Annotated in this window: 16 protein-coding genes; 8 read left to right on the top strand and 8 right to left on the bottom strand. The window is 65.2% G+C overall.

Going from position 1 to position 14,664, the window contains the following annotated elements; all coding sequences use genetic code 11:
• Nucleotides 1-49: 49 nt before the first annotated feature.
• Nucleotides 50-817, top strand: coding sequence for an ABC transporter permease (locus NDI56_RS14870; RefSeq protein ID WP_310920399.1), 768 nt, complete (start codon nt 50-52; stop codon nt 815-817).
• Between the two features lie 257 nt (nt 818-1,074).
• Here NDI56_RS14870 and NDI56_RS14865 read toward each other — a convergent pair whose 3' ends face one another.
• Together NDI56_RS14865 and NDI56_RS14860 are read right to left on the bottom strand one after the other, a co-directional pair.
• Entirely contained in the window at nt 1,075-1,467 is a 393-nt protein-coding gene (locus NDI56_RS14865) for a DUF5611 family protein (RefSeq protein WP_310920398.1), read from the bottom strand.
• 107 nt (nt 1,468-1,574) lie between these two features.
• Nucleotides 1,575-2,381: a DUF7093 family protein gene (locus NDI56_RS14860; RefSeq protein WP_310920397.1), complete on the bottom strand. Its 807-nt coding sequence runs from the start codon at nt 2,379-2,381 to the stop codon at nt 1,575-1,577.
• Between the two features lie 142 nt (nt 2,382-2,523).
• Here NDI56_RS14860 and NDI56_RS14855 point away from each other — a divergent pair, with 142 nt between their 5' ends.
• From NDI56_RS14855 to NDI56_RS14845, 3 genes are all read left to right on the top strand, one after another.
• Nucleotides 2,524-3,633 carry a PKD domain-containing protein gene (locus NDI56_RS14855; RefSeq protein WP_310920396.1) on the top strand — a complete coding sequence of 370 codons (1,110 nt, stop codon included), beginning with the start codon at nt 2,524-2,526 and terminating at the stop codon, nt 3,631-3,633.
• 115 nt (nt 3,634-3,748) lie between these two features.
• Nucleotides 3,749-4,852, top strand: coding sequence for a hypothetical protein (locus tag NDI56_RS14850; RefSeq protein WP_310920394.1), 1,104 nt, complete (start codon nt 3,749-3,751; stop codon nt 4,850-4,852).
• Between the two features lie 151 nt (nt 4,853-5,003).
• A complete protein-coding gene (locus NDI56_RS14845) occupies nt 5,004-5,297 on the top strand; it encodes a DUF6432 family protein (RefSeq protein WP_310920392.1) in 294 nt (97 codons plus the stop codon).
• Here the strand turns inward: NDI56_RS14845 and NDI56_RS14840 are convergent.
• The gene (locus tag NDI56_RS14840; protein WP_310920391.1) at nt 5,292-6,464 is read right to left on the bottom strand and encodes an MBL fold metallo-hydrolase; all 1,173 of its coding nucleotides are present in this window, start codon (nt 6,462-6,464) and stop codon (nt 5,292-5,294) included. The two genes, NDI56_RS14845 and NDI56_RS14840, sit on opposite strands and share 6 nt — an antisense overlap.
• A 70-nt stretch (nt 6,465-6,534) precedes the next feature.
• Here NDI56_RS14840 and NDI56_RS14835 point away from each other — a divergent pair, with 70 nt between their 5' ends.
• Entirely contained in the window at nt 6,535-7,137 is a 603-nt protein-coding gene (locus NDI56_RS14835) for a transcription antitermination protein (RefSeq protein ID WP_310920390.1), read from the top strand.
• A gap of 1 nt (nt 7,138) precedes the next feature.
• Here NDI56_RS14835 and NDI56_RS14830 read toward each other — a convergent pair whose 3' ends face one another.
• Both NDI56_RS14830 and NDI56_RS14825 read right to left on the bottom strand, forming a co-directional pair.
• Entirely contained in the window at nt 7,139-8,752 is a 1,614-nt protein-coding gene (locus NDI56_RS14830) for a hypothetical protein (RefSeq protein WP_310920389.1), read from the bottom strand.
• Nucleotides 8,749-9,489, bottom strand: a complete 741-nt coding sequence (locus tag NDI56_RS14825; protein ID WP_310920387.1) for an ABC transporter ATP-binding protein — start codon at nt 9,487-9,489, stop codon at nt 8,749-8,751. The genes NDI56_RS14830 and NDI56_RS14825 overlap by 4 nt, the downstream gene beginning before the upstream one ends.
• An 80-nt stretch (nt 9,490-9,569) precedes the next feature.
• Here NDI56_RS14825 and NDI56_RS14820 point away from each other — a divergent pair, with 80 nt between their 5' ends.
• Nucleotides 9,570-9,914, top strand: coding sequence for a winged helix-turn-helix transcriptional regulator (locus NDI56_RS14820; RefSeq protein ID WP_310920386.1), 345 nt, complete (start codon nt 9,570-9,572; stop codon nt 9,912-9,914).
• A gap of 9 nt (nt 9,915-9,923) precedes the next feature.
• Here NDI56_RS14820 and NDI56_RS14815 read toward each other — a convergent pair whose 3' ends face one another.
• Nucleotides 9,924-11,240: a ribonuclease R gene (locus NDI56_RS14815; protein WP_310920385.1), complete on the bottom strand. Its 1,317-nt coding sequence runs from the start codon at nt 11,238-11,240 to the stop codon at nt 9,924-9,926.
• A 243-nt stretch (nt 11,241-11,483) separates the two neighbouring features.
• On the opposite strand from NDI56_RS14815, the gene NDI56_RS14810 reads away from it, so the two are divergent.
• Nucleotides 11,484-11,930 carry a hypothetical protein gene (locus NDI56_RS14810; protein ID WP_310920384.1) on the top strand — a complete coding sequence of 149 codons (447 nt, stop codon included), beginning with the start codon at nt 11,484-11,486 and terminating at the stop codon, nt 11,928-11,930.
• Between the two features lie 40 nt (nt 11,931-11,970).
• Here the strand turns inward: NDI56_RS14810 and NDI56_RS14805 are convergent, their stop codons facing one another.
• Nucleotides 11,971-12,294, bottom strand: a complete 324-nt coding sequence (locus NDI56_RS14805; RefSeq protein ID WP_310920383.1) for a DUF5789 family protein — start codon at nt 12,292-12,294, stop codon at nt 11,971-11,973.
• Nucleotides 12,295-12,500: 206 nt separating this feature from the next.
• Nucleotides 12,501-12,785 (bottom strand): DUF7562 family protein, encoded by a 285-nt coding sequence (locus NDI56_RS14800; protein WP_310920382.1) that lies wholly within the window; start codon nt 12,783-12,785, stop codon nt 12,501-12,503.
• Nucleotides 12,786-12,916: 131 nt separating this feature from the next.
• On the opposite strand from NDI56_RS14800, the gene NDI56_RS14795 reads away from it, so the two are divergent.
• Nucleotides 12,917-14,497 carry a bacterio-opsin activator domain-containing protein gene (locus NDI56_RS14795; RefSeq protein ID WP_310920381.1) on the top strand — a complete coding sequence of 527 codons (1,581 nt, stop codon included), beginning with the start codon at nt 12,917-12,919 and terminating at the stop codon, nt 14,495-14,497.
• Nucleotides 14,498-14,664 lie beyond the last annotated feature (167 nt).

Here is a 14,664-nt window from a genome sequence, read left to right as displayed (position 1 = left end):
CACACAGCGCAGCTCAGTGGACACAGTCCACAGCCAACGGAGCGACAGCATGAATCAGAACACGACCCAGCTCAAGACCCTCATCCGACGGGAAATCCTCCGATTCGTCAGACGACCGTACAACACGTTCCTGCCGCCGATTATCACGAACGCGCTGTATTTCTCGGTTTTCGGCGTGATTCTCGGTAGCCGAATCGGCTCGATCGCCGGCGTCAGCTACATCCAGTTCGTCCTGCCGGGACTGGTCGTTCTGGGCGCTATCTCGGACAGCTTCGAGAACGCCTCGTTTACCATCTTCCACGGCAGGTGGAACGAGTACATCCAGGCCGTCCTGACGTCACCGATGTCGAACCGGGATATGGTGTCCGCGTACGTGGCCGCGAGCGCGCTGCGGGGTATCATCACGTCGCTGCTGATAATCGGTGTCGGGCTGATATTCACGTCCGTTCCGGTCGCTAACCCGCTCTACCTGACCGCGTTCATCCTGCTGATTACGACGCTGTTCGGTGGTCTCGGCGTCATCGGCGGCCTGTGGGCGAGCGACTTCGACTACCTGACGGTGATGAACCAGTTCATCCTCCGCCCGCTGGTGTTCTTCGGCGCCGTCTTCTACTCGCTCGAAGTCCTCCCGCCGGTCTGGCGGACCGTCTCGCTGTTCAACCCCATGGTCTACATGGTCAACGGGGTTCGCTACGGGATGATCGGCGTCACCGAAATCGACCCCACCACCTCCCTGCTCGTGCTCTCCGGTGCGACGGTGGCCGTTCTGGCTATCGATTTCTCGCTGTTCAAGCGGGGATACGGGCTGTCCGAGTAACGACCACGTCCCCGAGGGTCCGACGGTGGGGTAGAACGACTCGGACTTGACCTCGCTGCTGACGAACCGGACGTGCCGTGGTGTGCCGGATTGGGACCGCTTCCGGCGGAGCGGACAAACTATGACAGGGGGCAGACCCCGCGACCAGCGGGGCCGTCGGTGCTCCGGATACTTCTGTTCGCCTCCGGCAGGGCGTGTGTGAACGTATGTCACGAACGTATTTATGGGTGACGGCGAGAAAACTGTCCCAGCTCGGCTCAGACGCTGTCCGGCTTGTCGGCGTCGTCCTCGACGTCGCGTTTCAGCGAATCGCGGCGGGCCTTGGCGTCGCGCCCGGTCGCCTCTTCGAGGAAGTTGTTCTTCTTGCTGACGGCGTCTTCGGCGGCGTCGACGTGCCCCTCCGCGATGACCTCCTCGGCCGGCCGTTCGTCGATGTGCAGCGCCAGCTTGTCCTTCTTGCTCCCGTAGGAGACGGTCCCGGCGACGACCCTGTCGAAGACGGGGTTGTCCGGTTCGTCGACGACAAGCAGGTCGCTACCGTTGTGTTCCTCCGTATCGGTGATGTCACCGAAGTACTCCTCGACGAACGCTTCCATATCAGGGACGCGATCTTCGAGGTGCTCGCCGCGTCGCATCTTGTACTCTCGCATGGGCGACGTTTTGCAAGGCGCCGTCTTACCCTTTGCGTTCACTCCCGGTGAGCTCGGTCAACTCGCTTTGTTCGTTCTCCCCGCTATCGCGACCGTGAAGCGGTCGCTCACTCCCCAGTGTTGACGAGCGCGCCCTTGTGACACTCCGGGCAGAAATCGCCCGCTCGCAGCGAACTCGACGCAACGTCGGTAGTGAACTCACACTTCGGGCAGTGGAACTGGCCGCTCGGGACGGTCACCGCCGACCCGCCGAAGGGCTCGACGTCTGTGGCCCCGTCACCGTCGTCAGACGGTTCCGACTCGGCGACGCCCGTCTCCGGAACCCAGTCGTCCGCTTCGTCGTCCGGCTCCGCTGGCCACTCACCGGGCTGTCGGTCATCGGCCACCGAGTCGTCCTCGTCGTCGCCGTCGATTATCATGCCGTCGTCCGACTCCGGGTCGCTTGCGACAGCCGCTTCTTCGGCGTCGAGTGGCGGCTCGTTCTCTTCGGCGTCCTCGATAGACACCTCCGTCGAGGGGTTCTCTAGCTCGCTGTCTCCACCCGCGGGCTCCTCGTCACCGTCGTCGAGAATCTCCGCGTCGTCGGCGCCGGGGTCCACGGCGTCGACGGCGGCGTCCACTTCGGCGCTCTCGTCGTCCGCCACCGCTGGCTCTGATTCCTCGTCGTCGTCGTCCGCTGGCTCCGCCTCCTCTGTCGCTGTCTCCTCGTCGTCGATCATGTCGCCCGCGATATCGGACGGCGTCTCGATGGCGGTCACTTCCTTGTTCTCGGAAACGATTCGCGTCTTCCCACATCGTTCGCAGGTCTCGCGTTCCTGAATCGTGATGACGACCTCGCTGCCCTGTTCCTCGCGTTCCCGTTCGACCGCCGCCTCACCGTACTTGTGCCCGATGACGGAGCATTTGAGACCCATTGTCTGTCAATGTTGCTGTGACCTACTTAAACTCTGCCCGTCTGTCGTCCACGCCGATACCGCCACACTCCGCGCCCGCTCCCTTCCTTCCTTGATATCTGATGCGTAATTTTATAATGGGTACGGCGACCAACACTTTCCAATGCGCGTGGCCACACTCGTTGCACTCGTGAGTATCGGCCTGCTCGCCGCCACGGGGGGCGTCGTAGCGGCGGAGAACACCGCTCCACTTGCCGATGCCGGCGTGGACCAGACGGTCCCGGCCAACACGACGGTGCATCTCGACGCCAACGGGACCGTCGACCCCGACGGCGAGGTCGCGGGCGTCTCCTGGACTATCGAGACGCCGGGCGGCGACACGACCAGTCCGGCCTGTCCCGACTGTCGACGGACCGAGTTCGACGCCGACGACACCGGGCAGTACACCGTCACACTGACCGTGACCGACGACGACGGCGCGACTCGCTCGGACACGCTGTACGTCACCGTCACGAACGCGACCGGACCCGCTGTCACGCTGTCCGGACCGGGTGTGACGCTGCAAGACTCCAACACCACCTTCGAGGCGAACGTGAGTCGAGATAACGCACCGCTCCAGACGCTCGCCTGGGTCGTCGACGGCGAGGTCGTGCATCGCCAGTCACTCGACGGTGCCACCGCGAACACGTCGTTCTCCCACTCGTTCACCAACACAAGCACGATGGCCGTCCGCGCCGTCGTCTACGACACGCTCGGGAACCGCGGAAGCGCGACGTGGTCGGTCAAGGTGGTCGAAGGCGGAGGCGGTGGTAGCGGTGTCGGCGGTAGCACCTGTGCCTCGGGGGGCTGTTCGGGGGCAGACAAAATCGTCACTGGCCCCGACGGGCAGGACTACGTGCTCGATACCAACGGTGAAGACGGGATTCAACTCAACAGCGGTGACGGGGCAGACGCACTCACAGATTACGGGGACAATCTTCAGGAATCCGGGGACTTGCGCAAGACCGTCGGAGGCGCGTACAAAGTCACCGAGGGTCAAGCGCTCTCTGACATAACGACTGAAGCGGCCGAAACGAACGACCCGATGAACGATGATAACACGGGCAGTGACTATTTTGTCGATGATGATGGAGATTTGCCCATTTTGGATGACGATGACAGCGATGATTCGTTCAACCAATTTGATCCTTTAGATTTCTCGCCCGGTGGACCCAGTGAGAATGGCGATAGCAGCGAGGGTAGCGATGGCGTCCTGAACAACCCACTCTTATAAGAGGTGGTGGTTCTCGGTTATTCACTTCTCAATCATTATTACAAAATTCTTAACTAACTGTATTAAAAATGTTAATAGGAAAATTTAAACAGAAACATAAATATAAACAATAAATATGTCTAACGGCAAATTTGCATTCCGCCACACCCTGTTCAGCATCCTCTTCGCCACTTTACTGGTAACTGCTGGATGCTCCGGGATTCTATCGGATTCCGACGACAGGTCTGGAGCAACGCCAACGTCCGTGTTGGGTGGTTCTGACGACGAACCTGTTCCGGACAATGAAACGGACCTGCGTAGGGTCGCTATTCCCGATAACGGGAGCACCACGGTGTCTGGTGAGCTTGATACGGATGACCCAATTAGTGATAATAAGTTCTACGAGCCGGTCCAAATCGAAGTCAAGGCTGGGGCGCAAGCGAATATCACAATGCAAGCGGACGGCGGTGAACCGATGTTACGGGTTGTTAATCCCATCGGCAACGTCACTCAAACTGTCAGAAATAGTGATTCCGGAACGGTTGAGTTAATAGGTGGGACCTTCTCTAAGACAGGGAACTATACCATCGAAGTGACTTCGGACAACCCGAATGAAACGTTCGAGTATAATCTTACTATTGAGCGGGCTGGATCCGGAATATTCGCCGGTGCAAAATCAACATGGAACGAAACCGAAAAATATCTAGCGTTTGGTCGCACCTTTGCCCGCGCTGCGAACGCCACCGCAGATAACGGGCAGTTCTCTGGCTACGTCTCCCGGCGGAGTCTATGGGCTAACGCCCAAGAAGATTACCTAATAATTGGCTACCAGTGGGACGCGGAAAACCTGACCACCAGAGAGATGGTTGATATAGATACTGCCATAGAACTGACTTATGCGAATCTCGACGAGACCTATCGGAATGCGACAGGCAATCCTGAGTTTGCAGAAAACAAGTCCTGGGTCCCCGAGATAATCTATTTCCGTGCAGAGAACCCTAATGGGGAACTGTACCGAACGAACTTCCTGACGTTGGACTGGGCCCGAGAGTACGCTGAAACGGAAGACATCAGATCGTATTCTGACCGGTACTATTCGACGAATCGGATTGGACCGGGGAGCCCGAGCTACGAGGAGGGCGGGGACGTCATGACCACTGACGAAGCGTTCCCACTAGGGACGTATCTCAACTACACCTTCCCTGACGGGACGACACTCGAAGAGAGATACTACGACTGAAACACTCTGATCGAGGTCGGTTCCGGGGCTTCAGGACGATTCCGTTGTCGACTAACTCCCGGGTCGGGAACTCGCGGCAGGTCCCAGTTCCGACCGGTGAGTCCGACCGTTGAGGGACAAAGCCAAGAGCCAGCCGGGTTTAGGGGGTGATATGAGAGCGAAGCCGGAGTACCGCAATCGGGACGAGACGGAGGTTGTGGTACTCGATGCGCTCGCGGACCGCCACCAGGAGGGGATGACGGTGTTCGAGATACGCTCGCGAGCGGACGTCACCATCGACCAGATCGAGGACGCACTGGCTGCGCTGAAGGCGGACGGCCTCATCGTCGTCGAGAAAGAGGACGAGCGGACGCTCATCCTGCCCGACGAGGACGTGGTGGGGCCGGAGACGAGCGAGGACGAGGCGTCGCTGCTGCAGAAGGTCCGCCGCCTGCTCCCGCTATAGCGGCGTCGCCGCGCAGTTGTTCGGGCCCAGTTCCAGCTCGAAGGCGGCGTCGTCGTCGGCGCGTTCGATGCCGAGGTTGATGGCGATGATGCGCTCGAAGTTGGCGGGTCGGGGCGGGATATCGTCACAGATGCGCTCGACGAAGGCTTCGCGGTCGAGCCGCAGCGCCGGGAGCCGGTCGCGCAGGTCGCCCAGCCGAGCGGTGTAGCGCCGGCCTGCGTCAGGGTCGGTCGTCTCGCCGTGGTGGCCCGGCGCGACGAGGGTTTCAGCCGGGAGTGCACCGAGCCGTTCGGTGAGCGTCTCGTATAGCGTTTCCGCGAGCGCCGCTGTGCCCTCGTCGCCGGCTTCGAGGTCCGGGCGAGCGACGCTCTCCAAGAAGATGCTGTCGCCGGCCAGCAGGACGTCGCCGACGCGGAAGCCGGTCATGCCGGTGGTATGGCCCGGCAGGGCAACGGCGTCGAGCGAGACCGACCCGACCGCGATGCTCCCGTCGTCGGGGAGCTCGGTCACGTCGAAACTGACGCCGCGGTCGACGGCGCGGGCCGGCACGACTGGTTCGACGCCGTGGTCGGCGGCGAGTCGGCGGACGCCGCTGACGTGGTCGGCGTGGACGTGCGTGTCGACGGCGTGGGTTAGCGTGGCATCGCGGTCGGCGGCGTCGGCGACGTAGCGGTCGGCGAACTCCCGGAGCGGGTCGACGACAGCGGCCGCACCGTCGCTGACGACGAGATAGGCGAGACAGCCCGTGGCGGGGCGCTGGTACTGCAGGACGGTCGCGGTCTTGCAGGGCAGTTCGTGGGCCTCGTAGAGGCGGGCCCACCCGTCCATCCCGTCGGCGAGATTGCGGGCGTCGATGCCGTGGTCGACCAGCAGGCCGGCGGCGAAGGCGCTGGCCTCGCCGCGGGCACAGACCGCGGTGATCGGGCCTTCGCCGTCGATGCGTTCGAGCAGCGCATCGACCTCGCCGGTCACCTTCGCCTGCAGGAACTTCGCGAACGGGAGCTGTGTCGCCGTCACCGTCGGTCCCTCGATGTGCCACTGCTCGAACTCGTCGCGGTCGCGGACGTCCAGCAGCCGGACGGGTTCGCCCGCGTCGAGCCGCTCTTTCAGGGCCGCCGCGGAGAGCGAGGGGTGCTCGGCGGGCGGGTCCGGATGGTTCTCGGCCATATCTCAGAGAGGGGGCCGCGACCGATAAATCGGGCGGAGGATGTATGCCCCGAGCGGTCCTTTCACCGGTATGGACGCAGCCGACACCATCGCGGCCGTCGAGGACGGGACGACGACCGAGCGCAGTCGGCTCGGTTCCGACAAGACGCTCGTCGCGGCCACCGATGCGACGCTGGAGACCGACGCCGTCTGGCGGGCCGCGGCGACGCGGGAGGCCGGCGTGGCCGGGGCACTGGACGGCTGGGCTGGCGAAACCGACGGCGCCGTGGCCGAGGCCTTCGAGCGGGCCGCGGCGGCTGCGGGCGACAGAGCCGACCGCATCGACGCGACGCCCGACGACGCCGACGCGCTCTCGGCCTATTTGCGGACTCTCGACGGAACCGCCGACCGCGTGGGTGCCGGACTCGTCGCAGTCCCGCTCGCGCTCGACCGGTTCTACCTGCAGGTGGTCAGCTTCTTCGTCAACGAGGCCGACGAGAGCAGAGCCGACGTGGCCCGCGAGCTCCGGACCGGGGCGAGTGACCTCGACCCGGCTCGCGCGGCGCTGTCGGCGCTCGACGACTCCGGCCGCGAGCGAGCCCGGGACGCGGCAATCGAGGCACTCGGCGTCGCCTACGACGAGTACGCGGAGACCCTCGAAGCGATGGGTTTCGATCCGAAGCCAATCTGCTGACTCACTCCAGTCGGTACGTCCCGACGCGGTTGGCGGCGTAGAGAAAGCCCATCGAGCCGGCGACGGCGGCGAGTGCGACGGTCACCGCGAGGCCGCTGGCGAGCAGGACCGTCGACGAGAGCGGGAGCGCGAACGGCTCGACAACCGCTAGCCAGACGGCGATGCTGCCGGGAGCAACGACGATGCCAAGCACCGAGGCGTAGAACCCGAAGGCGAACCCGCTGGGGAGCGTCACCTCGCGGTTGCCGACGGACGACCGGTCGAACTTCGGGAAGACGACGCCCGCCGCGGCCGCGATGGCGGGGGCGGTGACCGTGGCCACGAGTGTCGTCAGGAGTGTGACTCCCAGCGTCGCCGGGGCGCTCCCGGCGGCGAGCCCGAACCCGACGACGAGCAGCGCCGTCAGGACCACCCCGGGTACCGCGCCGGCAAGTGCCAGCCCGGTGACGAACGCCCTCCCGGAGATATCCGCGGTGAGCGTCAGCGGCAGGACCCGCTCTTCGCCGCCCAGCGGGTTGAGCGTGAAGGCGGCACCGGCGGCCGTCGTGCTCGCCAGTCCGGCGGTCAGCGGGAGCGTCGGCGGGACGGTCCCGCCGAGCAAGACGGTCCGGAACTGCAACGCCAGCAGGAAGAACGGCGCGATGGCGAACTGGACGGTGAACGGGGCCCGTTTCGCGCGGAGCCACGACTTCTGCGCGACGACGCGGGTCGGCGTCGACACCCGGCCATCGAGCAGGCGGTCCGACAGCGTCCGCTCCGCGGCGTCGAACTCGTGGGCGGGCTGGACGGGGTCAGCGTACCACAGCCGCTCGGCCAGCCGCAGGCTGGCGACACCGGCGAGCGGAACGCTTCCCAGTAGTGCGGTGGCGGCGACGGCGGCGGAGAGTGCGTCGGCGCCGACGCCCGGGACCGTCAGGAGGACGATATCCCCGGTCCAGGAGAGCGGCGACTGGGTGGCGGCTCGCAACAGCGCCAGCTGCACGCCCAGCGCACTCGACCCCAGAATCCAGAACAGGACGAGCGCCAGTGAAGCGGCCCCGCCGAGCGTGGCCCGGTGGCGCGCGACGAACTCCGAGCGCGCGGCGACGAGCTTCACCGCCAGCCCCGCGGCGTAACTGCCCAGTACCGCGAGCGCGACCACGACTCCCGTCGTCGCCAACGTCGCCGCGCCCAGTAGCGGGAGCCCGCTCCCGACGGTCAGGCCGACCGTGAGCGCCAGCAGCGGCCCCGCCATGATAGCGAACATCCGGCACAGCTCGGCCCCGAGCAGGCCGGCGGCGATGTCCGCGTACGGGGCGGTGGTCAACAGGCCGTCGACTGCGTCGGGCTCGCCGTTGGTCTTGATGGTCCGCTGGACGACCATGAACGCGACCAGCCCGACGAGGAAGGCCAGAATCCCTGTGGTCGCGAGCCTGACGGTGGCCGGGTCGCTGCTGGCGATTTCCCGTCCGCCAAACAGCGCCATGACACCGATGGCGAGACTGTACAGCGGGAGCATCAGACAGCCGCCGGCCAGCAGGAGTAGCCCTCGGGTGCTGCCTCTGAGCGAGCGCCATGTCCGGCGCAGCTCCAGCCGGGCGACCAGTGCGGCCCGGCGTGGGTTCGTCCGGGTCATCGCTCCGCGTGGTCCGCGCTGGTCACGTCGAGGAACACGTCTTCGAGCGTGCTTCCCGCCTCGACGTCGTCGGTCAGTGCCGTCGGTGACCCCTCGGCGACGAGCTCGCCGTCGTAGAGGACGCCGACGGTGTCAGCCAGCTCCTCCACGACCGGGAGGATATGCGTCGAGAGGAACACCGTCGTGTCGGCGGCCGCGACCTCGTCGATGGTGTCCCGTACCGTTCGGGCCGCCCGGGGGTCCAGCCCGCTCGTGGGCTCGTCCAGAAAGAGGACGTCGGGCTCGTGTAGCAGCGCCTGAATCAGTCCGAGCTTCTGTTTCATCCCCTTCGAGTAGGTCTCGACTCGCCGGTCCGCGTCGCCGTCGAGGTCGAAGCGGGAAAGCAGCGACTCCACTCGGTCCCAGTCCTCGTGGCCGCGCAGGCCGGCGATGTACTCCAGCTGTTCCCGGCCGGTGAGCTCGTCGTACAGCGGGGGCTCCTCGGGGAGGAAACCGATGTGTTCGACCACCGCGGACCGGTCACTGACCGGCTGGCCGGCGACGTGGGCGGTGCCCGCGGTCGGTGTCGTCAGCGTCGTCAGGATGCGGATGGTGGAGGTCTTCCCGGCGCCGTTGGGACCGAGGAAGCCGAAGACGCTCCCCCGGTCGACGGTGAGGTCGAGGTCGGCGACGGCGACTGCGTCACCGTACTGTTTCCGCAGGCCGTCTGTTCGGATGGCTGGTGATGGAGGGCTCACACCCGAGCCTGAAGCCCGAGCCCATTAGATTTTACCAGTTGGCCCGTAGCTATATTATCCACCGAACGTAACGCCAGACCATGACTGGGTATGGGGAGGCGACGGGTGTCCACACCGGAGGCCAGCAGCTTCGTCGGGCGACCGCGATTCTGGGCAAGAAGTGGCATCCGATGTTGATACACACGCTCCTCTCGGAGGGACCGCTCGGGTTCAACGACATCAAGAACCGGGTCGACGGTATCTCGGACAAGGTGCTCTCGGAAGCGCTCGACGACCTCCAGGACGCCGGCCTGGTGGTCCGTGACGTGGTCGAGGACAAACCCGTCCGGGTGAACTACTCGCTGACTCCCGCCGGCAGGGCGCTCGAACCCATCATCAAGGGGTTGCTGGAGTGGAGCCACGAACACCTCGCCGACCCGCACTGAGCCGGCTCGTCACTCCTCGTCGTCGACGACTTCTAGCCCGCGGTTGTTCACCGCCGACGCGTCCAGACCCACCTCTTCGAGGAACTTCTTGTACTCCCGTTCGCACTGCTCGGCGTCCTTCTGGCGGTCGCTGGCGCGGTCACACAGCGCGACGAGGTCCTCGGGCACGTCGTTGCTGTAGACGATCCAGTGGTTGATGAGGTCCGAGAGCCGCCGGATGGGCGACGTGAAGTGGCCGTATATCTCGAAGTTCAGGGCGTGGTGGCCCCCGAACGGGTCGTTCATATACTTCGCGCGGGGCATCACCTTCATCACGGCCCACTGAATCTTGTCGAGCTGGCGCTGGGGCGCGTCTTCCAGCGTGGCGTTGACCGCCTTGCGGGGGTCGTCCCACGCCGACCCGGGAATCGAGACCCCGTCGAGTTCCTGTATCTCCACGAGCGCCTCGTCCCACTCGTCCGGACTCGGCTGTGGGTGGACGCGGTACATCGCCTCGACGCCGCGGGACCACATCAGTTCGTGAGTGACGGCCTTGTTGGCTTTCAGCATGCACTCCTCGATGATGGTGTGGGCGCGGTCCCGCGCTGGGTTCAGGACGAGCGACCCCTCCTCCTTGCGCTGTTCGTGCATCCGGTCGGCCAGTTTCCAGACCATCTCGGTCTTCTCCGCGAGGTCGACGCTGGGGTCTTCGAGCAGGTCGTCGGCGCTCTCGGGGTCGTCGAGGATGCCCTCGGCCTCGGAGTAGGTCAGGCGGGCGTCGCTCTCGATGACGGACTTGTATATCTCTATCTCGTCGTAGCCCAGGTTCTCCTTGTCCAGGTGCATCTCGACGGTGTGGGCCAGTCGCTCCTCGTTGGGCACGAGCGAGCAGACTGTCTCGGCCAGTACCGGCGGGAGCATGTGGATGGTGTAGGCGGGGAGATAGACGGTGTTGCCCCGCTCGACGGCCTCGTCCCACATCGCCGTCTCGGGGTTGACGTAGTGGGTCACGTCGGCGATGTGGACCCAGAGGACGTACTCGTCCTCTCGTTCCTCGACGGAGATGGCGTCGTCGAAGTCCTGGGCGTCGATGGGGTCGGTCGTCCAGGTCGTCATCTCCCGGAGGTCTCGCCGTTCGTCGATTTCGCCCTGTATCTCCGCGTGGACGTCCTCCGTTCGGGCCTCGGCTTCGTCGAGTACCTCCGGCGGGAACTCGTCGCGGATGCCGAACTTCTCGAACAGCTCCTCGCGCTTGTTCGAGAGATGGCGGGCCATCTCCTCGTCGATCTCCACGGGGCCTTGCCCTTCGGCAGTTCCGGCCGCCGATTGCGCGTCCTCGGTAGTCATGCCCCCGGCTACGCCCACGGTGTAGTTAGGACTGTCGGGGTGGCCGAGGGGACACGGTCGGCGGTCGCCCTCAATTAGAAAAGTCCCTGGACCGTATGTCAACAGAGAACAATGTCATCCGGATCCCAACCACCGCATCGAGGTCGGCGAAGCGAGACCAGGGCACTCCGCGTCCCGTCGTCTTCACGACTCCGGGGGTCCGTCACACGGGGTTGTGTCGGGGGGCTCGTCGCGACGGTCGTCATGACCGTCTACCGCGCCCCCGTGTTCAAAGCGCTCCCCCCGACGGCCGAGTTCTGGGCCCGGTACGTCAGTGGTGGCGACGTGGAACAGCACTTCGTCCCGGGGCTGGTCTTACACCTTCTCTACGGCGTCGTGGGTGGCGGCGTCTACGGGTTGCTCGCGAGTTTCGTCGACGTGAGCGACCCGGCGGTACGAGAGCGGGTGAGCGTGGCCGGCGGACTGGGGTACGGTCTCTGCCTCTCGGCTATCGGCTCGCGGGTCATCTTCGTCCGCGTCCTCGGTCGCGAACTACAGTCCGAGGACGCGCTGGTGTTCCACGTCGGCCACGCGGTCTACGGGGTGACGCTCGGGACCTATATGGCGTCTAACGAGCCCGTAGGTAGCGTCTACGACGAGAGCAGACGGACCCGACCGGCGACGGCCAAACAGCGACGGCAGTCGGGCTAAGGGGCCGATTCGGCGTATCCCGGCGGGTCTCTCCCGTCGGCTACAGCGTGTCGTCCCCTCGCTCCGGCCCGTTGTCGGGCGTCGCGCCCCCGCGGTCGGAGTACCGCTGGCGGCCGACGGACTCGCCGGGCATCAGATTGAGCAGGCTCTGGCGTACTTCTTCGGGTGACTCGAACGTGTCCGCCCCGGTCCCCCTGAACAGTTCTTGGACCGTAATCGATTCAGCGTTGGTCCGTTCGACGCTCCGGGCGCCGTGCTGTCCGACGAGTTCCGCCGTGGTAATCGGGTACTCTATGCCCGTGAGGACCGGGTTGATGGGGGTAAAGTCCACACCCTCGTCCCGGTCTGTGGTCTCTCCAGTCACAAAGAAGTGTTAAACTTCCAACTATAAGTCCTTTGGCGCCCCCTGTGTGCCACGGCTCCGCGATGTCGCTGTCCGTCCGATTTGATATCGCGGTATTTGATTTATCGCCAACCTGACGGCCGGTGTCAGCCCACAACAGCACGGCCGCTCCGCTAGCGGCAGAATGGCAGCTACAGCGACCGCTCGTCGGTGCGAGTCGCTCTAGTTCACTCCCGCTCGACGCTTCGCTCCCGGACCAGTTCGCGGAACTGCCGCAGGAAGGTCGCGCGGTCCGTCTCGCCGGCGTCGGCCGCCGCGAGCGTCGCTTCGAGCCCGTCGCGGGGCTGGCGGCAGGTCTCGGTGAAACACCCCTTGCAGAGAAACTCGAAGGTCTTGTCCCGGCGGTCCCACCGGTCCCCGTGCTTGTCGTACTCGCGGGCGTCGGACCGGGGACGCTCCTCGCCACAGGCGATACAGGTCACCGTCTCCCCGTCGCGCCGGGACCCGAACATACCCGATGGTAGCGGCTGGCACGGTAAAGTATTTTCCGAGCGGGCAAGCGCCACCGTTCGGCGTCGGCCATACGTTTATCAAACTGCCAGCACTACGTTGTCTATCGGCTGTTCGGAGCCGAGGACCGAACATGCAACCACCCCAAACGCTCGTTCACTCGACGCTCGATACGCTCCCCATCAACATCGCCGTGCTCGACGCGGACGGGACGATTCTGTTCACCAACCGCGCGTGGCGGGAGTTCGCCAGCGCCGACGAGGGCGAGATGCAGGGCGTGAACTATTTCGGGACGACCGACGTCGACGCGGACGAGTACGCCGGGCAGGCCGTCGAGGGTATCGAGGCCGTCATCTCCGGGAAGCAGGAGCTGTTCACGCTCGAATACCCCTGTCACTCGCCGGACGAGAAGCAGTGGTTCCTGATGCGGGTCGCGCCGTTGCCGCCCGAGGAAGCGGGCAGCGCCGTCGTCGCCCACATCGATATCACACAGCGGAAACTGGCCGAGCTTTCGGCCGAACGACGCAGTGAGCAGCTCAAAGCGGAGCGCTCGAACCTCCAGCACCTCGTCGACCGCGTCGAGGGGCTCATCACCGCGGTGATGGACGACGTGATGAGCGCCGGTTCGCGGGGCGCTATCCAGCAGACCGTGGTCGACCGGCTGGCGACCGTCGACTCCTACCGCTTTGCCTGGGTGGCCGAGTTCGATCTCCGGGACGAAACGCTGCGGCCGGCGGCGCTGTCGGACGACCGCGACACCGACCTCGCAATCTCGCTCGCGGCGGACGACCCCGTCGCACTCGCCGCGCGGACCGAGGAGATACAGTTCGCGACGGGGGATATCGGGCGTACCCACACGGAGCTCGCAGCGGCCGACGCGGCTTCGCTGGCCGCGGTGCCGCTCGTCGCCGGCGAGTCGCTGTACGGCGTGTTGACGGTGTACGCCGACAGCCCCGACGTGTTCGACCCGCGCGAGCGGGCCGTACTGGGCGCCGTCGGGCAGGCCGTCGCCACCGCCATCGACGCCACCGAGACGAGCCGCCTGCTGACCGCCGACAACGTCACCGAACTCGAACTCCAGATTCGCGACGACGACATCTTCTTCGTCTCGCTGGCCCGTGAACTGGGCTGTCGGCTGGAGTACGGCGGGAGCGTCGCCGGCGACGAGGAGACGGTGATGTTCTTCCTCGTCGAGAGCGACGACCCGTCGACGGTGTGTGCGGTGGCCGGCGACCACCCGCACGTCAGTGCCGTCACCCACGTCTCGACCGCCGAATCGACGGCGCTGTTCGAGTTCACCGTCTCCGACCCGCCGGTCGTCTCGCTGCTGGCCGACCGGGGCGCGGAGACGCGGGATATCGTGGTCTCGCCCGAGTTCGCCCGCTTTACCGTCACGCTCCCGTCGACGACGGAGACACGCAGTATCGTCGAACACGTCCGGGACCGCTACCCCAGCACTGACCTCCTCTCGGTCAGGGAACGCGACGAGCCGCCGGTCTCCCGGCAGGCGTTCCTGGGGACGCTCGAAGACCGCCTGACGAACCGCCAGCTGACGGCGCTCCGGAAGGGGTATCTCGGCGGCTTCTTCGACTGGCCCCGGGACGTCTCCGGCGAGGAACTCGCCGAGTCGATGGGCATCTGTCCCTCTACCTTCCACCAGCATCTGCGTGCCGGCGAGCGGAAACTGCTCGAGGCCATCTTCGAGACGTGGTAACTGGCCACGGGCGAGGCGTCCGACCCAGTTTGGCAGGCAATTTAAATCCGTCCTATCCTAATTAGCGGGCATACGATGTGCCAATCGGGACTTTCGAGCCAGCCGGCGCCTACTCTGCGGTCGTCTCTGCTAGCCGCCCAGCTGCGCTCGTCTCCACGCTCCCCGCA

The sequence above is a fragment of the Halomicroarcula saliterrae genome (assembly GCF_031624395.1).
Taxonomy (GTDB): Archaea; Halobacteriota; Halobacteria; order Halobacteriales; family Haloarculaceae; genus Haloarcula; species Haloarcula saliterrae.
This window is presented reverse-complemented; position numbering and strand designations above follow the sequence as displayed.